General features: G+C 62.4%; 18 protein-coding genes. 12 read left to right on the top strand and 6 right to left on the bottom strand.

Going from position 1 to position 18,734, the window contains the following annotated elements; translation table 11 throughout:
- The first annotated feature begins 132 nt into the window (after positions 1-132).
- A complete protein-coding gene (gene clpX, locus QP999_RS09090) occupies positions 133-1,428 on the top strand; it encodes an ATP-dependent Clp protease ATP-binding subunit ClpX (RefSeq protein WP_070565117.1) in 1,296 nt (431 codons plus the stop codon).
- 240 nt (positions 1,429-1,668) lie between these two features.
- Here clpX and QP999_RS09085 read toward each other — a convergent pair whose 3' ends face one another.
- Positions 1,669-2,412, bottom strand: coding sequence for a TetR/AcrR family transcriptional regulator (locus QP999_RS09085; RefSeq protein ID WP_284848120.1), 744 nt, complete (start codon positions 2,410-2,412; stop codon positions 1,669-1,671).
- A 175-nt stretch (positions 2,413-2,587) separates the two neighbouring features.
- On the opposite strand from QP999_RS09085, the gene QP999_RS09080 reads away from it, so the two are divergent.
- On the top strand, positions 2,588-3,550 hold the full coding sequence (locus tag QP999_RS09080) for a malate dehydrogenase (protein WP_070519467.1): 963 nt from the start codon (positions 2,588-2,590) through the stop codon (positions 3,548-3,550).
- Here QP999_RS09080 and panC read toward each other — a convergent pair.
- Entirely contained in the window at positions 3,547-4,368 is an 822-nt protein-coding gene (gene panC / locus QP999_RS09075; protein ID WP_284848119.1) for a pantoate--beta-alanine ligase, read from the bottom strand. The genes QP999_RS09080 and panC overlap by 4 nt on opposite strands.
- An 11-nt stretch (positions 4,369-4,379) precedes the next feature.
- Positions 4,380-5,201: a 3-methyl-2-oxobutanoate hydroxymethyltransferase gene (gene panB, locus QP999_RS09070; RefSeq protein ID WP_284848118.1), complete on the bottom strand. Its 822-nt coding sequence runs from the start codon at positions 5,199-5,201 to the stop codon at positions 4,380-4,382.
- Between the two features lie 57 nt (positions 5,202-5,258).
- On the opposite strand from panB, the gene QP999_RS09065 reads away from it, so the two are divergent.
- Genes QP999_RS09065 through ndk form a run of 6 tightly spaced genes read left to right on the top strand, consistent with a single transcriptional unit; the run spans position 5,259 to position 11,650 of the window.
- Complete coding sequence (locus QP999_RS09065) at positions 5,259-7,997, top strand: valine--tRNA ligase (RefSeq protein WP_284848117.1); 2,739 nt, start codon at positions 5,259-5,261, stop codon at positions 7,995-7,997.
- A complete protein-coding gene (gene folC / locus QP999_RS09060) occupies positions 7,997-9,526 on the top strand; it encodes a bifunctional tetrahydrofolate synthase/dihydrofolate synthase (RefSeq protein ID WP_284848116.1) in 1,530 nt (509 codons plus the stop codon). The genes QP999_RS09065 and folC overlap by 1 nt, the downstream gene beginning before the upstream one ends.
- Positions 9,523-9,969, top strand: coding sequence for a DUF4233 domain-containing protein (locus QP999_RS09055; protein ID WP_284848115.1), 447 nt, complete (start codon positions 9,523-9,525; stop codon positions 9,967-9,969). Before folC ends, QP999_RS09055 begins: the two co-directional genes overlap by 4 nt.
- A gap of 48 nt (positions 9,970-10,017) precedes the next feature.
- Positions 10,018-10,863: an alpha/beta hydrolase gene (locus QP999_RS09050; RefSeq protein ID WP_070624526.1), complete on the top strand. Its 846-nt coding sequence runs from the start codon at positions 10,018-10,020 to the stop codon at positions 10,861-10,863.
- Between the two features lie 5 nt (positions 10,864-10,868).
- Positions 10,869-11,180 (top strand): hypothetical protein, encoded by a 312-nt coding sequence (locus tag QP999_RS09045; protein ID WP_070519479.1) that lies wholly within the window; start codon positions 10,869-10,871, stop codon positions 11,178-11,180.
- A 59-nt stretch (positions 11,181-11,239) separates the two neighbouring features.
- On the top strand, positions 11,240-11,650 hold the full coding sequence (ndk, locus tag QP999_RS09040) for a nucleoside-diphosphate kinase (protein ID WP_010190892.1): 411 nt from the start codon (positions 11,240-11,242) through the stop codon (positions 11,648-11,650).
- A 119-nt stretch (positions 11,651-11,769) separates the two neighbouring features.
- Here ndk and QP999_RS09035 read toward each other — a convergent pair whose 3' ends face one another.
- Entirely contained in the window at positions 11,770-12,120 is a 351-nt protein-coding gene (locus QP999_RS09035) for an ArsR/SmtB family transcription factor (protein WP_144268625.1), read from the bottom strand.
- A 113-nt stretch (positions 12,121-12,233) separates the two neighbouring features.
- On the opposite strand from QP999_RS09035, the gene arsB reads away from it, so the two are divergent.
- Positions 12,234-13,298 (top strand): ACR3 family arsenite efflux transporter, encoded by a 1,065-nt coding sequence (gene arsB, locus QP999_RS09030; RefSeq protein ID WP_070754956.1) that lies wholly within the window; start codon positions 12,234-12,236, stop codon positions 13,296-13,298.
- On the opposite strand, the gene QP999_RS09025 is transcribed toward arsB, so the two are convergent.
- Positions 13,295-14,098, bottom strand: a complete 804-nt coding sequence (locus QP999_RS09025; protein WP_227486236.1) for a hypothetical protein — start codon at positions 14,096-14,098, stop codon at positions 13,295-13,297. The two genes, arsB and QP999_RS09025, sit on opposite strands and share 4 nt — an antisense overlap.
- A gap of 156 nt (positions 14,099-14,254) precedes the next feature.
- Here QP999_RS09025 and QP999_RS09020 point away from each other — a divergent pair, with 156 nt between their 5' ends.
- From QP999_RS09020 to rpmA, 3 genes are all read left to right on the top strand, one after another.
- The gene (locus tag QP999_RS09020; RefSeq protein ID WP_284848114.1) at positions 14,255-17,407 is read left to right on the top strand and encodes a translation initiation factor IF-2 N-terminal domain-containing protein; all 3,153 of its coding nucleotides are present in this window, start codon (positions 14,255-14,257) and stop codon (positions 17,405-17,407) included.
- Between the two features lie 201 nt (positions 17,408-17,608).
- Positions 17,609-17,914, top strand: a complete 306-nt coding sequence (gene rplU, locus QP999_RS09015; RefSeq protein ID WP_010190885.1) for a 50S ribosomal protein L21 — start codon at positions 17,609-17,611, stop codon at positions 17,912-17,914.
- Between the two features lie 43 nt (positions 17,915-17,957).
- Positions 17,958-18,236 carry a 50S ribosomal protein L27 gene (gene rpmA, locus QP999_RS09010; RefSeq protein WP_010190882.1) on the top strand — a complete coding sequence of 93 codons (279 nt, stop codon included), beginning with the start codon at positions 17,958-17,960 and terminating at the stop codon, positions 18,234-18,236.
- A 256-nt stretch (positions 18,237-18,492) separates the two neighbouring features.
- On the opposite strand, the gene QP999_RS09005 is transcribed toward rpmA, so the two are convergent.
- Positions 18,493-18,734: ATP-binding protein (locus QP999_RS09005; protein WP_284848113.1), on the bottom strand; the 242-nt coding region annotated here is incomplete at its 5' end.

Raw genomic sequence — 18,734 nt, 5'->3', positions numbered from 1 at the left:
ACTGCCGTTTTAAATTCAGTGGCGCGCCGCCGCGCGAGGAATAGCGCTCGGGTCTGGGTGGTTTACTAGAGTGGAATAGACTGCGGTAAAATCGCTCCACCCAACCCCAGAGAAAAGAGTTGAAAGGCCTTCATGGCACGTATGCAAGAAAGCGCTGACCTGCTCAAGTGTTCCTTCTGCGGAAAGAGCCAGAAGCAGGTGAAGAAGCTTATCGCCGGCGGCGGCGTCTACATCTGTGACGAGTGCATCGAGCTCTGCAACGAAATCATCGAGGAGGAGCTCGGCGCGGCTCAGGCTGAGGCGGACGAAGAGAAGGAAATGCGTCTTCCGCGTCCTTCGGAGATTTCGGCTTTTCTGGATAAGTATGTCATCGGCCAAGACCAGGCCAAGCGCGTGTTGTCGGTGGCTGTGTACAACCACTACAAGCGCATCAAGGCTGAGGAAGCCGCGGGCCTGGAGGGCCGTCGGAAGAAGACCCAGGATGAAGAAGTGGAGATTGCCAAATCCAACATCCTGATGCTGGGCCCGACGGGTTCCGGCAAGACCTACCTGGCGCAGACGCTTGCGCGTTTGCTCGATGTGCCCTTTGCCATCGCGGATGCCACGAGCCTGACCGAGGCCGGTTACGTGGGCGAGGATGTTGAGAACATCCTGCTCAAGCTGCTGCAGGCTGCGGACTTTGATGTGGAGCGCGCGCAGCACGGCATCATTTACGTCGATGAGGTGGACAAGATCTCCCGCAAGTCGGAGAACCCCTCGATTACCCGCGATGTGTCCGGTGAGGGCGTGCAGCAGGCGCTGCTGAAGATCCTCGAGGGAACCGTGGCAGCCATCCCGCCGCAGGGCGGGCGCAAGCATCCGAACCAGGAGTTCATCCAGCTGGATACCACGAACATCCTCTTTATCGTGGCCGGTGCTTTCGCGGGCTTGGACAAGGTGATTTCGGAGCGCGTGGGCAAGAAGGGCGTGGGCTTCGGCGCCAAGCTGGAGACCAAGGACGAGAAGGAATCTGTCGACTTCTTCTCCCAGGTGCGCCCAGAGGACTTGGTGAAGTTCGGCCTCATCCCGGAATTCATTGGCCGCCTGCCGGTTGTTGCCACGGTGGACAACCTGGACCGCGAATCGCTGGTTAAGGTATTGGTGGAACCGAAGAACTCCCTGGTCAAGCAGTACCAGCGCCTGTTCAGCATGGATGGTGCGGAGCTGCACTTCGAGGATGCGGCGCTGGAGGCAATCGCCGAGCTAGCACTCGAGCGCAAGACCGGTGCCCGCGGCCTGCGCGCCATCATGGAGGAGCTGCTCGTTCCCATCATGTATGACCTTCCGGACCGCGAGGACATTGCCAGCGTCCACATCACGCAGGACTGCGTGACTGACGGCGGCGAGCCGGAGTTCGTGTACTCGGATGAGGCGAAGGAATCCGCCTAAACGGCACCTTATAAAAGGCATCTTCACGGCTGAAGATGCCTTTTGCGCTGTCTAAAAGGCGTTTTCAGGCCTAAAAACGCCGTCTGTCAGATGCCATCTTTGTGCTGGGGGCAAAGGAACCAGATGAGTGGGACCATTTAGCTATGGCGCGAGATCGTGACCTGGGATTATGCACGGGCCGGCGGGTAGATGGTTCCTTTACTGTGGTTTCATTGGTTGTCCGGCGCTGGGAAGAGGGGTCTACTCGTAGAGGTCCCGGGATACGTCGCCTTCGTCCTCGGCGGAGTAGACGTCCAAGGGCGCGGACTCGGCTTCGAGCTCGGTCTCGTTCTGCTTGAGATAGGACTCAAAGCCAATGTCGGGGATGTTCGCCGTGAGGAAGGCCAGTACGGCATCGACGGCCATGCGGTGCAGACCCTCGGTGTTGTTGTGGGTGTGCATATCGATGTCGAGCAGATTGCTCATCATCGCGTGGTTTGTCACCCGGTACATCGTCAACGCCGAAATCAGAGTGAAGATATCGTTCGCAGAAATGCCCGGGCGGAAGGCACCGGAATCTTGGCCCAGCATAAGCAGCCTGTCGAGGTGGAGGGAGATCGCTGAAACGTCGACAAGCGCGTGCGAGGACTCCAGCACACTGTGGGAGGACTCCATCGTCAGCATCCGGATGGCCTCCGGGTTGTCCACGTGCTGGCGGAACATCCAGTCCACCAAAGTGCGCACGCCCTCTACCGGGACCGCGGAATTGATTTCCAAGCTGCCCTCCGGAGGGTTGAGCCGTTGGGCAGCTGCAGCCAATGCTTGCTGGTAGAGACCCTTTTTATCCCCGAAGTAGTAATGGATCATGCGCTTGGACATTCCAGACAGCTTCGACACGGTTTCGAGCTTGGTATCGGCATAACCGTGCTCAGAAAACTGCGTTATCGCAACATCGATCACGTGCTCAACAGAGCCGGAGTCGACCGTTGCAGTCTCAGTGCTCATGGAAAGTCCCGTCTAGTCGATGAATATGCGTACAGTTGTCCACTATGCCGAAAAAAGCCGGCCATGGAGTTCAAGTGCAAAGAACTCGCATCTTTCGGGGGTAAAATCACACCCCATGGGGGCGAAAAACGGGACTAGGGTGGGGAAGTGAGTACCCAGCCGAAAGGATTCACACATGACTGCTTCTCAACCCGTCAAGATCACCGTGACCGGCGCAGCCGGCAACATCGCGTACTCCCTGCTGTGGCGCATCGCTGCCGGCGATGTCTATGGCAAGGACACTCCAGTTGAACTCGCATTGCTGGAAATCCCGGACGCCGTTGGCGCCGCTGAGGGCGTGGCCATGGAACTTAATGACTCCGCCTTCCCGCTCCTTCGCGGCATTACCGTCACCGATGATCCGGAGGTGGCCTTCAAGGACACCAAGGCCGCTTTCCTCGTGGGATCCCGCCCGCGCACCAAGGGTATGGAGCGCGCTGACCTGCTGGAGGCCAACGGCGCCATCTTCACCGTGCAGGGCAAGGCGCTGAATGACGTCGCTGCGCGCGACGTCCGCGTCCTCGTCGTGGGCAACCCGGCCAACACCAACGCCTACATCGCCGCGAACAGCGCTCCGGACCTGGACCCGAGCCAGTTCAGCGCGCTCATGCGCCTGGACCACAACCGCACCCTGAGCCAGGTGTCTCTCAAGACGGGCGTGCCCACCGCGGAGCTGACCAAGGTCGCTGTCTGGGGCAACCACTCCGCCTCCCAGTTCCCGGACCTGACCTACTCCAACGCCGAGGTAGATGAGACCTGGTACAAGGAGGAGATGATTCCGAAGGTGGCCAAGCGCGGCGCCGAGATCATCGCCGTGCGCGGCCGCTCCTCGGCAGCCTCCGCAGCATCCGCCGCGGTGGATCACATGCACGATTGGATCCATGGCACCGAGGATTGGCGCACCGCCGCCATCGTTTCGGATGGCTCCTATGGCGTGGACGAGGGCCTCGTCGCAGGTTTCCCCACCGTCTCCCGCGACGGCAAGTGGGAAATCGTCCAAGGTCTGGAGCTCAGCGATTTCCAGAAGGAGCGCATCGAGGCCTCCGTGCAGGAGCTGCGTGAGGAGCGAGAGGCCGTAGCCCACCTGCTGAAGGGCTAAGCCTTCAGCACCAAGTTATCGATGAGCCGCACCGGCCCCACTTGCGCTGCAACCAGCGCCAAGGCGGGCCGGTGTTGTGCATCTACGGGCTCGAGCGTGGCGGGGTCCACCACGGTGAGGTAATCCACCGTCACGCCGGGGGAGGAGGTGAGCTGGGACTCGGCTTCTTCGAGCGAGGCGCCATCCTGCAGCGCGAAGAGCGCCTGGGATAGGGCGACCGCCTGCTCACGCTCGGCGGCACTGAGGCGCGCATTGCGGCTGGACTCGGCCACGCCATCCGTTGCGCGCACGATGGGCACGCTGATGATGTCCAGCGGCACATCGAGGTCCGCCACCAGGCGGCGGATGATGGCTACTTGCTGCGCATCCTTTTGCCCAAAATAAGCGCGGTCTGGCGCGACAAGGTGAAACAGCTTGCTCACCACGGTAGCCACGCCGTCGAAGTGGCCGGGGCGCGAGGCGCCTTCCAAGACCGAGCCCATCTCACCCGTGCGCACCCACACCCGCGGGGTACCACCCGGGTACATTTCCTCCACGCTGGGGGCGAAGACCGCATCGACTCCCAATGAGTCCAGCAGCGCGGCATCCGCGTCGAGGGTGCGCGGGTAGGCGCGGTAGTCTTCGCAGTCGCCGAGGTCGGTGAACTGGAGGGGATTGACAAAGACCGAGCACACCACGGTGTCGTTCTCTTCGCGGGCGCGGCGAATGAGGGAAGCGTGACCGTCGTGAAGCGCGCCCATCGTGGGCACCAAGCCCACGGAGCCGGACGCTGCCGCGCGGAAGGCACGGAGTTCGGATTTAGTTGTGAGGATCTGCATGGCTTAAGACCTTAGTCCTCGAAGGACTCCTCGGCGTTGGGGAAGGAGCGTTCGTTCACATCGGACACGTATTCCTTCGCGCCCTCCAGCAGCGCGCCGCGCAGATTCGCGTAGCGGCGCACAAAACGCGGCGCCTTGGGACCACCCAGGCCGAAAGCATCGGTCCACACCAGAATCTGACCGTCGGTCTGCGCGCCGGCGCCGATGCCGATGGTGGGGATGGGCAGCTCCTTGGTCACCTGCTCAGCAAGGGCTGCCGGGACCATCTCCAGCACCACGGCGAAGGCGCCGGCCTCGGCGAGGGCGCGGGCGTCGTCGTGAAGCTTCTCCGCACCGGCACCCCGGCCTTGGATCACGAAGCCGCCCAAGGCGTGGACCTGCTGGGGTGTGAAACCAATGTGGGCGCAGACCGGGATGCCGGCGGCGACAAGCGCGGCAACTATCGGTGCGCGCTCCGCACCACCCTCCAGTTTCACGGCCTGCGCGCCGGTTTCCTTCATGACGCGCACCGCGGTCTCGAGTGCCTGGGAGGGGCCGTCCTCATAGGAGCCAAAGGGAAGGTCCACCACCACGAAGGCACGGGAGGTCGATGCAACCACCGCGCGGGCAAGGGGGATCATCTCATCCAAGGTGAGCGAGAGCGTGGTTTCGCGGCCCAGGACCACATTGGCCAGGGAATCGCCGACGAGCAGGAGATCTACCCCGGCTTCATCGAAGATTTCGGCGGTCATGCAGTCATAGCTCGTCAGGCACGCGAAGGCCTGAGAGTTTTCTTTAGAGCGGGCGAAATGGCGGGTGCGGAGACGGGCGCGGTGGCCAGGGTTGTGAGACATGCCCTTACTCTAGACACGGCGCTGGTGCCAGTTGACGCACAGGGTAGAGTTGGCCAGGTGACTGATCAGAATAAAGAGCAACTCGTTGGCACCAACCGCGCGGACCAGCTTCCCAAGTCCTGGGAGCCGCAGGCAGTAGAGAAAGACCTCTACGAAGGCTGGGTAAGCGCCGGTTACTTCACCCCGGATGCTTCCTCGGAGGCGGAGCCTTATTCCATCGTGCTGCCGCCGCCGAACGTCACCGGCCAGCTGCACATGGGCCACGCCCTGGACCACACTCTGATCGACTCCATCATTCGCCGCAAGCGCATGCAGGGTTATGCCACCCTGTGGCTGCCGGGTGCTGACCACGCCGGTATTGCTACCCAGACCAAGGTGGAGGCCCGCCTGCGCGAGCAGGAGGGAAAGAAGCGCTGGGACTATGAGCGCGAGGAATTCATCAACAAGGTCTGGGAGTGGAAGGAAGAATTCGGCGGCACCATCCAGAACCAGATGCGCGCCATCGGTGACTCGGTGGACTGGTCCCGCGAGCGCTTCACCCTGGATGATGGCCTCTCCCGCGCCGTGCAGACCATCTTCAAGACCCTCTACGACGAGGGCATGATCTACCAGGCCAACCGTCTGGTTAACTGGTCCCCGGTGCTGGAGACCGCCGTCTCCGATATCGAGGTTGTCTACAAGGACGTCGAGGGTGAGCTTGTCTCCATTCGCTATGGCTCGCTGAACGACGATGAACCCCACCTCATTGTGGCCACCACCCGTGTGGAGACGATGCTGGGCGACGTCGCCATTGCCGTCCACCCCGAGGACGAGCGCTACGCCCACCTGGTGGGCCAGGAACTGCCACACCCCTTCCGCGATGACCTGAGCCTGAAGATCATTGCCGATGACTACGTGGACATGGAATTCGGTACTGGTGCAGTGAAGATCACGCCGGCACACGATCCGAATGACTATGCCATGGGCCTGCGCCATGACCTGGACATGCCCACCATCATGGACACCACCGGACACATCGCGAATACCGGCACGAAGTTTGACGGCCTGACCCGCGAAGAGGCCCGCGTAGAGATCCGTGAGGCGCTGCGCGAACAGGGCCGCATTGTCAAGGAGATCCGCCCCTACGTCCACTCCGTGGGCCACTCGGAGCGCTCCGGCGAGCCGATTGAGCCGCGCCTGAGCCTGCAGTGGTTTGTGGCCGTGGAGAAGATGGCGAAGATGTCCGGCGACGCCGTCCGCGAGGGCGATACCACCATCCACCCGAAGTCCCTGGAGCCGCGCTACTTCGAGTGGGTCGATGACATGCACGATTGGTGCATCTCCCGCCAGCTGTGGTGGGGTCACCGCATCCCCATTTGGTACGGGCCAGAGGGCGAGGACGGCCAGCGCGACATCATCTGCCTTGGTCCCGACGAGGAAGCGCCGGAAGGCTACGTCCAGGACCCGGACGTTCTGGACACCTGGTTCTCCTCTGCGCTGTGGCCTTTCTCCACGATGGGCTGGCCGGAAAAGACCGCCGATCTGGAGAAGTTCTTCCCCACGAACGTGCTGGTTACCGCCTATGACATCCTCTTCTTCTGGGTCGCACGCATGATGATGTTCGGCACCTTTGCCGGCGCGCACACCCCGGAGCTGCTCGGCGAAGGCAAGGATGGCCGCCCGCAGGTGCCGTTCACGGATATTTACCTCCATGGTCTCGTGCGCGATGAGCAGGGCCGCAAGATGTCGAAGTCCCTGGGCAACGGCATCGACCCGATGGATTGGGTGCGCGACTATGGTGCGGACGCGCTGCGTTTCACCCTGGCCCGCGGTGCCAACCCGGGCGTGGACCTGCCGCTGGCAGTCGACGCTGCCGCCGCCGGACGTAACTTCGCCACCAAGCTCTTTAACGCCACCAAGTTCGCGCTCATGAACGGCGCGGGCGTGGCGGAGCTGCCGGCACGCGACGCGCTGACCGACGCCGACCGCTGGATCCTCGACCGTTCCGAGGAGGTCCGCGCCAAGGTCGACGCCTACCTGGATGACTACCAGTTCGCCAAGGCCAATGAGCTGCTCTACCACTTCGTGTGGGATGAGCTATGTGACTGGTACCTGGAGATTGCCAAGACCCAGATCCCGCGCGACTTCGATGCGGCGAGCGCCGAGGAGCAGGCCACCGGACGCACGACCCAGATCGTTTTGGGCCGCGTGCTTGACCTGGTTCTGCGTTTGCTGCACCCGACCATGCCTTTCGTCACCGAGGTCCTGTGGAAGGCTCTGACTGGCGGGGAGACCATCGTCACAGCGCAGTGGCCTACCCAGGAGCACACCAACGGTGGCGCGGAGAAGGATGAGGTGGCTGCCCGCCGCATTCAGGATGCCGACAAGCTCATCACCGAGCTGCGCCGCTTCCGCTCCGATCAGGGCGTCAAGCCTTCCCAGAAGGTCCCGGGACGCCTCGACTTCGCCGCGGCTGACCTGCAGGAGCAGGAGGGACTCATCCGCAACCTGGCCAATACCACGGAGCCGGGCGAGGACTTCACCGCGTCTGCTTCCATCGAGGTGCGTCTGTCCCAGGCCACCGTTGAGGTCACCTTGGATACCTCCGGTGCCGTCGACGTCGTCGCTGAGCGCAAGCGCTTGGAGAAGGATCTGGCCAAGGCCCAGAAGGAACTGGACCAGACCGGCAAGAAGTTGGGGAACGAGGCCTTCCTGTCCAAGGCGCCGGAGGCAGTCGTGGAGAAGATCCGCGTGCGTCAGCAGGTGGCCCAGGAGGAGGTCGAGCGCATCACCGCACGTCTGGAGGGGCTCAAGTAGTGGCGGAGGAGAAGAACCGCGAGGAATTTGAGGTCGTTGATGCCCTCGCGGAGGGCACCGATGGCGGGCCGGTCGAAATCACCGACTCCGGCCTAACACTCAACCTCGGCGGCGAGGATGACTACGAGGAGGCAGCGCCCGAGCAGGCCACGCCGGAGGAGCTCGCGGAGCTGGCTCAGGTGACCGCGGAGCTCAACGCGCGTGCCCCGGAGACCATCATTGAGCCCAGCCTCGAGCGCATCGAGATGCTCATGGATCTCTTGGGCAATCCGGAGCGTTCCTTCCACGTCATCCAGGTTGCAGGCACCAACGGCAAGTCCTCGACCGCGCGCATGATCGATTCGCTGCTGCGCTCCTTCCATCGGCGGGTAGGCCTCGTCACCAGCCCCCACCTACAGCTGGTGACCGAGCGCATCGGCATCGACGGCCACCCCATCCATCCGCGCGACTTCGTGCGCATCTGGCGTGAAATCAAGCCTTATGTGGAAATGGTGGATTCCCGCTCCGACATCCCCATGTCCACCTTCGAGGTGCTCGTGGGTATTTCCTACGCGGCCTTCGCCGATGCACCCATCGACGTCGCCGTGGTCGAGGTCGGCCTCGGCGGCACGTGGGATGCCACGAACGTGGTCAACGCGGAGGTAGCCGTGGTCATGCCGGTGGGTCTCGACCACACCGATTACCTCGGTGACACCATCACCGAGATCGCCGGTGAAAAGGCCGGCATCATCAAAGCCCGTGAGCACGACGCCGACGACGTGCTCACGCCGGGGGAGAACATCGCCATCATCGCCGAGCAGGAGCCGGAGGCCATGCGTGTGCTGCTGCAGCGCACCGTCGACGTCGGCGCCGGCGTAGCGCGCGCGGGCTCCGAGTTCGCCGCGCTGGAATCCCGCATTGCCGTCGGCGGCCAGCAGCTCACCATCCAAGGTCTCGGCGGCCTCTATGAGGACATCTTCCTGCCGCTGCACGGCGAGCACCAAGCCAAGAACGCGGCCGTCGCCTTGGCGGCGGTGGAGGCTTTCTTCGGGGCGTCGTCAGGCAATCAGCTCGATATCGCCTCCGTGCGCACCGGCTTTGCCAAGGCCGTTTCCCCCGGACGCTTGGAGCGCGTGCGCACCAGCCCCACGACCTTCTTGGACGCCTGCCACAACCCGCACGGCGCTAAGGCCCTAGCCGCAGCGCTCGACCGCGACTTCGACTTCGCCCGCCTCATCGGCGTGGTGTCCATCTTCGCCGACAAGGACGCCGCCGGCATCCTCACGGCCCTGGAATCCGTTCTCACGGAAGTCGTCATCACGCAGAACACCTCGCCGCGCGCCCGCGATGCCTACGAGCTAGCGGAGCTCGCCCGCGACATCTTCGGTGAGGAGCGCGTGTATGTCGAACCCGAGCTGCCCAGCGCCTATACCCAAGCCGTGGAATTGGCGGAGGAGGCCGACGTGCAGTCCGGATCTGGCATCGTGATCACCGGCTCGGTAGTCACGGCAGGTGACGCCCGCGCACTCTTTGGAAAGGAGCCCGCATGAGCCCCCGCAAACCCGTCCCCGAGGAGGAGATCGGCCCGCTCGGACTAGGCCAAGCGCCGGCCAAGGATCCCCTCAAGCAATTCGGTGGCATGGTGGTGGCCAGTTCCCTCACGCTGGAACTCATCACCTTGGTTTTGGCGCTGCCGATGCTGTACAAGCTGTATGACGGCGCCCTGTGGACCCCGTTCAACTATGGCGTGGTCATCGGATTTATGGTGCTGTTGTTAGCGTCCTTCCCGTTCATGAACAAGTCCTGGGTCGTCGGGGTATTGATCGTGTTCCACGTCATCGGCATTGTTCTTGGTTTCATGGTCCACTGGTCCGTGGCCACGATCTTCATCATCTTCGCCCTTCTCTGGGCTCTGGCGGCGTATATGCGCTCGGTGCTCGTTGCCCGCATGGACCGCGGCTACCTCACTACGCAGCACCTGACTGAGAAGTAGACCGCCGCGGTGTATATCCGGCCGGAGCTGCGCGCGGGCGCAGCATTCATGTCTTTGTGGGATCCGACCAACCCGCTGATCCGCCGCGCCGGGCGTGTAGTTCCAGCGCTGTGGCCCGCCCCCTATATCCAGGGCGTGCGCACGCGGCGGGTGAGAAACGCCGAAATCCGCGCGACCATCTATAGCCCGGAGAACCCACGCGGCGCCGTGTTGTGGATCCACGGCGGAGGGCTGCTCATGGGCCATCCGCGCCAGGACGTCAAACACCTCAAAGAGACCGCCGCGGAAGTCGGCGTCACCGTCATCGCGCCGCGCTATCGCTATGCCCCGGAAAACCCCTATCCGGCCGCGCTTGACGACGTCCACTCGGCCCACCACTGGCTCCTCACGCACGCGGAGGAGCTGGGAATTAGTCCGGATCGGATTGTCATCGGCGGCCAAAGCGCCGGGGGAGGGCTCGCCGCCGCCTTGTGCCAGCGCCTCTATGATGAAGGCGGAATCCAGCCGGCGGGGCAGTGGCTATTTTGTCCGATGCTGGATGACCGCGCAGCGTCCACCGACCGCAACCCCATCTGGGATGCAGATTCCAACGCGCAGGCCTGGCGCTACTACACCAACGGCAAGCCGGACGCGCCCTATGCCGTGCCCGGCCGCCGCGCGGAACTGTCTGGCCTACCGCCGGCGTGGCTGTATGCGGGCAGCAGCGAGCTCTTCTACGGCGAGATTGTGGATTACGCCGAGCGCCTGAAGTCCGCAGGCGTGCCCACGCAGTGCGAGGTTGTGGATGGCGGCGTCCACGCCTTCGAGTTGTGGGCTCCCCATACCGCGGAGGCGAAGCGCCTGCTCATGAACTCTCGCGTCTGGCTGCAGTCGACGCTGAACGCGCTAGACTAGCCGGCATGCTCTTTCTTCTCTACGGCCTGTCCGCCCTGCTGTGCATCGCTGCTCTCGTGGCCAAGCTGTATTTTGGCGGTTTTGCGCTGCCACTGGCGCTGTTGATTCCGGCCTTCGTCTTCCTCGTCGTCGGCGTGCTCAAACAGCAGCGCGACGAGCGCCCGGTGGAGTTTGCGGATTTGGAAGAATGGCACCGCGAGGAGCTGAAAGGCCTGCTGGAGAGCGGCCAATACGGCACGGCCGTGCGTCAAGTACAGATGTGGTTTCGTGGCACGAGCCATGAGCGCGCGGAGGAAATCGTGCGCCGCCTCACGTAGCGCTTAATAATTGGCCCACTGTCGGGACGCGGGAGCACCTGTTCTGTACTATGTGCCCTATGACTGAACGTACACTCATTCTCATCAAGCCGGACGGCGTGAAGAACGGCCACGTGGGCGAGATCATCTCCCGCATCGAGCGCAAGGGCCTGAAGCTCGTCGCCATGGATCTGCGCGTCGCCGACGAGGAGACCGCAAAGAAGCACTACGCCGAGCACGAGGACAAGCCTTTCTTCGGCGAGCTCGTTGACTTCATCACCTCCGCACCGCTGGTTGCTGGCATCATCGAGGGCGAGTCCGCTATCGCCGCATGGCGTCAGCTCGCCGGTGGCACCCACCCGGTGGAGAAGGCCACCCCGGGTACCATCCGCGGTGACTTCGCCCTGACCGTTGGCGAGAACGTTGTTCATGGTTCCGACTCCCCGGAGTCCGCAGAGCGCGAGATCTCCATCTGGTTCCCGAACCTCTAAAGAAGTTCACCGCGCCTAGCGCGCAATAAGGCCCGAGCATAGCGCTCGGGCTTTTGTCGTTTCTGACCCTTAACCCGAACCCGTCCTGTGTGCTCGAGCGCAGGTAGCCCGGGCGCGGTTTAGTCGAACGAGAGCAATGTGCGCAATGCCATAAAGGCGTCTTTGTGCACCTGATGGGTGACGGTGCGGCCGCGTTGCTGTCTGGATAGCAAGCCGGCCTCTCGCAAGCGTGCTAGGTGATGGGAGACCGTGGGCTGACTCAGCGCAGTGAGCTCGGTGAGTTCCGTGACGCTCATGGGCCCACAGCCTTCATCGCACAGGATGGACAAAAGACGCAGGCGGGCTGGGTCTGCCAGTACTTTGAATTGCTGCGAAAAATGCCTCGCCTCGGCGTCGCTAAGCGGGCCCGTGCTTAAGGAGCAACACTCAGTGCCGGGTGCGCTGGTCTCGGGCGTGGAAGAGGAAGCCATGCGATCAGTATAGGGGTTATCCTTGCGCCCCACGTTATATTGACGCTTATCAATACGTGCTGTACATTGCATGTTCGTATCGTGCTCTATTCAACGTTGAAGGAGGGAGAGACATGGCCGTGCCGCAACGCCCGAGGTTGTCTTTTCTTGACCGATTTTTACCCGTGTGGATCATTCTGGCGATGGCCGCCGGATTGCTTATTGGCCACTTCATTCCCGGGATTGGCCAAGCCTTGGGCGCCGTTGAAGTCGGCGGGATTTCCATCCCGATCGCCATTGGTCTCCTCGTCATGATGTACCCACCCTTGGCCAAGGTTCGCTACGAGAAGACCAAGGAAATTGCCACGGATGGCCGCCTCATGGCGGTATCGCTCGTCCTCAACTGGCTGGTGGGGCCGGCGTTTATGTTTACCCTGGCGTGGCTGTTCTTGGCGGACCAGCCGGAGCTGCGCACCGGCCTCATCATTGTGGGCCTTGCGCGCTGTATTGCCATGGTACTTGTGTGGTCGGACCTCTCGTGCGCTGACCGCGAGGCAACGGCTGTGCTTGTCGCCCTGAACTCCATCTTCCAGGTCGCTATGTTTGGTGTTCTGGGCTGGTTCTACCTTCGCGTCCTCCCCGGATGGCTGGGCCTGGACACGACGAGCGCTGACTTTTCCTTCTGGGCCATTGTTAAGTCCGTACTTGTCTTCTTGGGCATACCGTTCCTGTTGGGTGCGCTGTCTCGCGTGTGGGGCGAAAAGGCAAAAGGACGGGAATGGTTTGAGAACCGCTTCCTCCCAGCCGTATCGCCCCTGGCCATGATTGGTCTGCTGTACACAATTGTGTTGCTCTTTTCCCTGCAGGGCGAGCACATTGTGGAGCAGCCAGCAACGGTAGTGCGCGTGGCCGTGCCGCTGGTTATCTACTTTGTGGGCATGTTCGTGCTGTCACTGGGCGTGGCAAAGGCCGTTGGCATGAATTACGCGCAGTCTGCCAGCGTGGCGTTTACTGCAGCAGGAAATAACTTTGAGCTTGCTATTGCAGTATCTATCGGCACCTTCGGAGCGATGTCTGCTCAAGCCCTTGCCGGAACGATTGGTCCCCTTGTTGAGATTCCGGTCCTCGTTGGTCTGGTCTATTTCATGCTGTGGATTGGCCCGAAACTCTTCCCAGGAGATGACACTCTTCCGCACTAGCGCGTGCGTGCAGCGTCCATGCTGCGCACCCCGGCTTCGGTCAGCGTGATGTTGAAAGTCCGCTCACCATTCCACTGGATGAGGCCAGGTAGCTTCACCACGCCGGCCTTCTCGAGCTCACGGAGTTCTTCTTCGAGTCCCTCCTCGTAGCCGAGCAGCTGCCCCAGTGCAGGGATGGTGGTGGTATTGCCAGTGACTGCACCGGCGGCGACCAGCCCGCTGAGGACTTCCGGGTGAGCTTCTACCGCGGTGATGCTCTCTTGAGTGACGCCTTCGAGGCTTCCTTGTTCGGTGATGGCCTTGATGCGTCGCTTGCCCACTCGGTAGGAGGTGGTACCGAAAGCGCGGCCGCCGAAGATGAACGCGGGGATGGAGAAGGCAGTAAGTCCAGCGGCGATAAGGATGGGGTTGGGTGAGATATCGCTGAGAACCCCGGTGGACTGAATTCCCTCAGTGATGAGAGGGGAGAAGATGGCAAGCACCGGCAGAAAGTAGGCGAGAAGAGGGTAATCGCCCGCCCGGTACTCTTCTTGAGCAGCTTGGACGAACTTTGGCTTGCTGCGAATGATGCGGATGGCGCCGTAGGCCATGGCGATCCAAAGCACCGCATAGACCGGGACCGCGTAGGGATAAGGGAAGTCAACGACGCGAAGGCCTGAAGCGATGCCCGCGGGCGCGGCTACGGTCACAATATCCCGCAGCGCGATCTCGTTGCGGGCGCGCGCCTGCGCCACAGTGCGTGGGGCGTGTACAGGTATTTTCCGCTCTGCAGGTGTGTTTGTGGGCGCGCCGTCGGACATAGCGGCGATACTAACATGTGAGCCTTAATCGAGCTCTGTGCCAGAATAGAAGGCGCTGACAACTTAATAAAGATGATGAGAATTTTTCAAAGACTCACCACCGTGTGGCGGCAACCTGCGCCCGGGGTGAGCACAACCTCAGGAGATTAGCCACTGATGGCATCCAAGAAGAAAACAAAAGAAGAACGTATTGAATCGACGTTGGCCGCGGCTGTAGCGGGGATTGACTGCGAGGCACTCGCCCCCAAGACTCGCCTTTATGCCTTGGCCAAGCAGGTGGGCGTGGCTTCCAAGGAATTGGTGGTCCAGTTCGCGGAGATGGGAATCAAGAAGTCCGCACAGTCCACGCTTACGCCGGAAGAGGTGGGCCAGCTTATCGACGCCCTCGTGCCCGCCCCCGAGGGCACCGACCAGGCCGCCACCGAGGACGCCGACCAGGCTGCAGCCACGGCCGATGCTGCGCAGACCCCCGAAGAACCTGTCGAAGAAACTACTGAAGCCCCGGCTGAAGAAAAGCCGGAGAAGACTGTGAAGAAGAAGCGCGCCAAGCGTGCGGCGAAGCGCGTGAGCAAGGCAGGCAAGAAGGCTGAGCCGAAGGAGCAGGCAGAGGAACCCGTACCGGAAGAGCCTGCTGCGCAACTGGAGCAGCCGGAACAACTGAGCGAGGAAGAAGAAAAGCTGCGCGAGCGCGTGCGCAAGAACGTTGACAACGAGATTTCGCAGATCGTCGACAAGGTCGATGCCGAAATGCTGCACGAGGCGCTCGCCGAGGCCGGTGATAGCGACGAGGACGAGGACCTCACCCCGCTGATCACCCCGATGGCTGAGGAAGACCCGGACGTGTACGACTTCGCGCCGGTCTTCATGGCGCCGAAGATCACTCCGCTGGCCAAGCGCCAGAAGCCAGAAAAGCGCGTGGAAGAAACCGAGGAAGATTCGGCGCCGTCGAACCAACCGCGTGGTCGCCGTCGCGGCAGCCGCGGAACTTCCCGTGGCCGCGGGGCGGAAAGCCGCGGGCCAGCCCGCGAGGAAGTCGAGCACATTGAAGAGCCGAAGGCCATCAAGGGCTCAACCCGCATCGAGGCGCAGCGCCGCCGCCGTGCGGAGCTGCGGGAGAAGGGCCGCGAGCGCCAGCACATCGTCTCCCAAGCGGAGTTTCTTGCGCGCCGCGAATCTGTAGAGCGCACCATGGTGGTGCGCGATAAGCAGCGCACCGACGGTGCGGGCATCATCACCCAGGTCGGTGTGCTGGAGGATGATCTCCTGGTCGAGCACTTCGTCACGACGGAGACGCGCCCCTCCCAAATTGGCAATATCTACTTGGGCCGCGTGCAAAACGTGCTGCCCTCGATGGAGGCAGCCTTCGTCGATATTGGACAGGGCCGAAACGGTGTGCTGTACGCGGGCGACATCGACTGGCGCGCATTGGGTATTGGCGGACGCGGCCGCAAGGTGGAAAACGCCTTGAAGTCCGGTGATCAGGTCCTGGTTCAGGTTGCCAAGGATCCCATCGGCCACAAGGGCGCGCGCCTGACCACCCAGATTTCTTTGGCCGGCCGCTTCCTGGTGTATGTGCCGGGCGGGCGCAGCGCGGGGATTTCTCGCAAGCTGCCGGCGCCGGAGCGCAAGCGCCTTAAGGGGATTTTGGAGCGCGTCATCCCGGGGGATGGCGGCGCCATCATTCGTACCGCAGCGGAGAACGTGTCGGAGGAGGACATCGCGTCCGACGTCAACCGCCTGCACTCCCTGTGGGAGGACATTAGCGCCCGCGCCGCGCACGAGAAGGCAACGAAGGGCGCCAAGCCGGTCACCCTGTACGAAGAGCCGGACCTGCTCATCAAGGTGGTGCGCGACCTTTTCAACGAGGACTTCAGTACCTTGGTTGTGGACGGCAAGCGTTCCTACAACACGGTCAGCGCCTACGTGGACTCCATGGCGCACGACTTGGCGGACCGCGTTGTGCGCTACGACGCCCGCGACCACGATGGCGAGGATGCCTTCAGCGCCTACCGCATTGATGAGCAGCTGCAGAAGGCCTTGGGCCGCAAGGTGTGGCTGCCGTCTGGCGGCACCCTCGTCATCGACCGCACTGAGGCCATGACGGTCATTGACGTCAACACGGGCAAGTTCACCGGTTCCGGCGGCAACCTCGAGGAGACGGTGACCCGCAATAACCTTGAGGCGGCCGAGGAGATCGTGCGTCAAATGCGCCTGCGCGATATCGGCGGCATGATCGTCGTGGACTTCATCGATATGGTGCTGCCGGAAAACCAGGACCTTGTGCTGCGCCGCCTCAAGGAGGCGCTGGGACGTGACCGGACGCGCCACCAGGTTTCTGAGGTCACCTCACTGGGCTTGGTGCAGATGACGCGAAAGCGCGTGGGCACAGGCCTCATCGAGACTTTCTCCACCGAGTGCGAGGCCTGCCATGGCCGGGGCATCATCATTCACGAGTACCCGGTTGATGAGGATGCCGAGGAGGAGAACTCGAAGCCGCAGCGCCGTAGCCGCAAGGAGCGCCGCACACCGCAGCGCGATCCGAAGCAGCACCCGGCTGCCGTGCGCATGCACCGCGACGACGAGGAAGCCGCCGCCGAGCACGAAACTGCCACAGAAAAGGAAGCTTCGCGCGACGACGAGTCCTCCTTGGAGGAGCTCGTGGCCAACGTGGTCGTCGTCGACGAGGACGAGCCGGATACCCCGGATAGCGCCTCCATTGGCTATGCCGTAGCGGAAAGCCTGGACGCGAAGCGCTCGAAGGCGAAGGCGAAGCGCTCGCGCAAGCCGCGCCGGGCAACGCGTACCTTCCGGGAGCCACAACGCGAGGAGACGAGTGAGGGCTCGCGCGCGAAGCACGGCAAGCGCGATGAGCACGCCGGTGCGGAAAAGGCATCCACGCAGCGCTCGGAGCAGACCTATGACGAGGCTGTCGAAGCCTTTGAAAAGTCACCGCGCCGCAAGCGCCGCACGCGCGGAAACTCCCGCTCGGATATTCGCCCGAAGCGTGAAGACTTCGCGCAGGACGAGGCCCCGGCCAAGGACGCTCAGCTAGCCACCTCTAAAAAGGAGGTCAAGGCTGAGCGCAAGGGCGCGGAGCCGGGCGAGAACACGAGCGTGCGCGCGACCCGCAGCCGCGGCCGCCGCCGAGTGGTGCGCAAGATGGCGCAGAGCCAAGCCACCCAGAGGCCGAATGAACGCGGACAGGGGAGCGAGGCGCAGCGGCGAGAGTCTTCCGCACAGACCACAGCGTCGAAGGCGCGAAAGGGCGGGCGCGGGAGGCGTCGAGTAGCACGGCGCAGGTCGCGCTAGAAAAGGCGTTTTGCCTTTTCGCCCCCTCACGGGGTAGTCTTTGACAGTCGCTGTTTAGACCATGAATGCGCTCGATGGGACGCGCTGCGGTTCCCGCACGTCTCTCGCGGATGTGGTTCTAAACGCCAATGTCCAATGTCCATTCGCTAGCTGCACCACCCAGCTGCTAGCGAGCCGAGTTTAGATAAGGGGTAGCCCTCTATGTACGCGATCGTCAAGACCGGCGGAAAGCAGTACAAGGTTGCTGAAGGTGACCTCGTCAAGGTCGAGAAGATCGAGGGTGAGCCGGGTTCCTCCGTTGCTCTCACCCCGGTTCTGCTCGTCGATGGCGCAACCGTCAAGTCGAAGGCTGCAGACCTGGAGAAGGTCTCCGTCTCCGCTGAAATTGTCGAGCAGGGCAAGGGCCCGAAGATCGACATCCTCAAGTACAAGAACAAGACTGGTTACAAGCGTCGCCTTGGTCACCGTCAGCCGGTGACCACGCTGAAGATTACCGGTATCAAGTAAGCCTTAACCGGCTCCAATTCATCCCTGAAGGAGGGGAAACCACATGGCACACAAGAAGGGTGCTTCCAGCTCCAGCAACGGTCGCGATTCCGAGTCCAAGCGCCTCGGCGTCAAGCGCTTCGGTGGTCAGCAGGTTAAGGCCGGCGAGATCATCGTGCGTCAGCGCGGCACCAAGTTCCACCCGGGTGAGAACGTTGGTCGCGGCGGCGACGATACCCTGTTCGCTCTCGCGGCAGGCTCTGTTGAGTTCGGCGTCAAGCGTGGACGTCGTCTGGTCAACATTGTTCCGGCCGAAGAGGCTGCTGCAGAAGCAACTGCTTAATCCACACTTGCAAAAGTGCTGTGGGCCCTTCCTCTTATCAAAGAGGAAGGGCCCTTTTTGCGTTTTGTTCGCTTGGATCCAACTGCTACTTCGACTGTAAGAGGGCTAAAGCTGTGGCTATGTCAAAGCTAGGCAAAGGATTCCTTCTGGAAGGGGCTAGCTGTTCAGAAGACTGAAATGGTAGCGGTGTGGTGAGTATCTGGTAGCGCCTGAGTGAGTATCCGGTAGCGGTGTCTTACTCAGGCGTTGTTGGTGGTTATGTGTTGGTGTTCAGGCGCATGTTTGGTCCTTCGAGTGTGATGATCTCGGCGCCGGAGACGAGTCGGTTGAGGATTGACTCGGAGATCACGGCGTCGGGGATGGACTTGTACCACTCCAGTGGGGTGAATTGTGAGGTCACTATCGTTGAGACTTTGCCTTCTCGCCCGGCGAGGATGTTGAGAAGTTGGTGCGCGGTCGCGGCATCCACAGGTGTGGTCAGGAAGTCATCGAGGACCA

The organism is Corynebacterium sp. MSK004, assembly GCF_030232515.1.
Taxonomy (GTDB): Bacteria; Actinomycetota; Actinomycetes; order Mycobacteriales; family Mycobacteriaceae; genus Corynebacterium; species Corynebacterium hesseae.
This window is presented reverse-complemented; position numbering and strand designations above follow the sequence as displayed.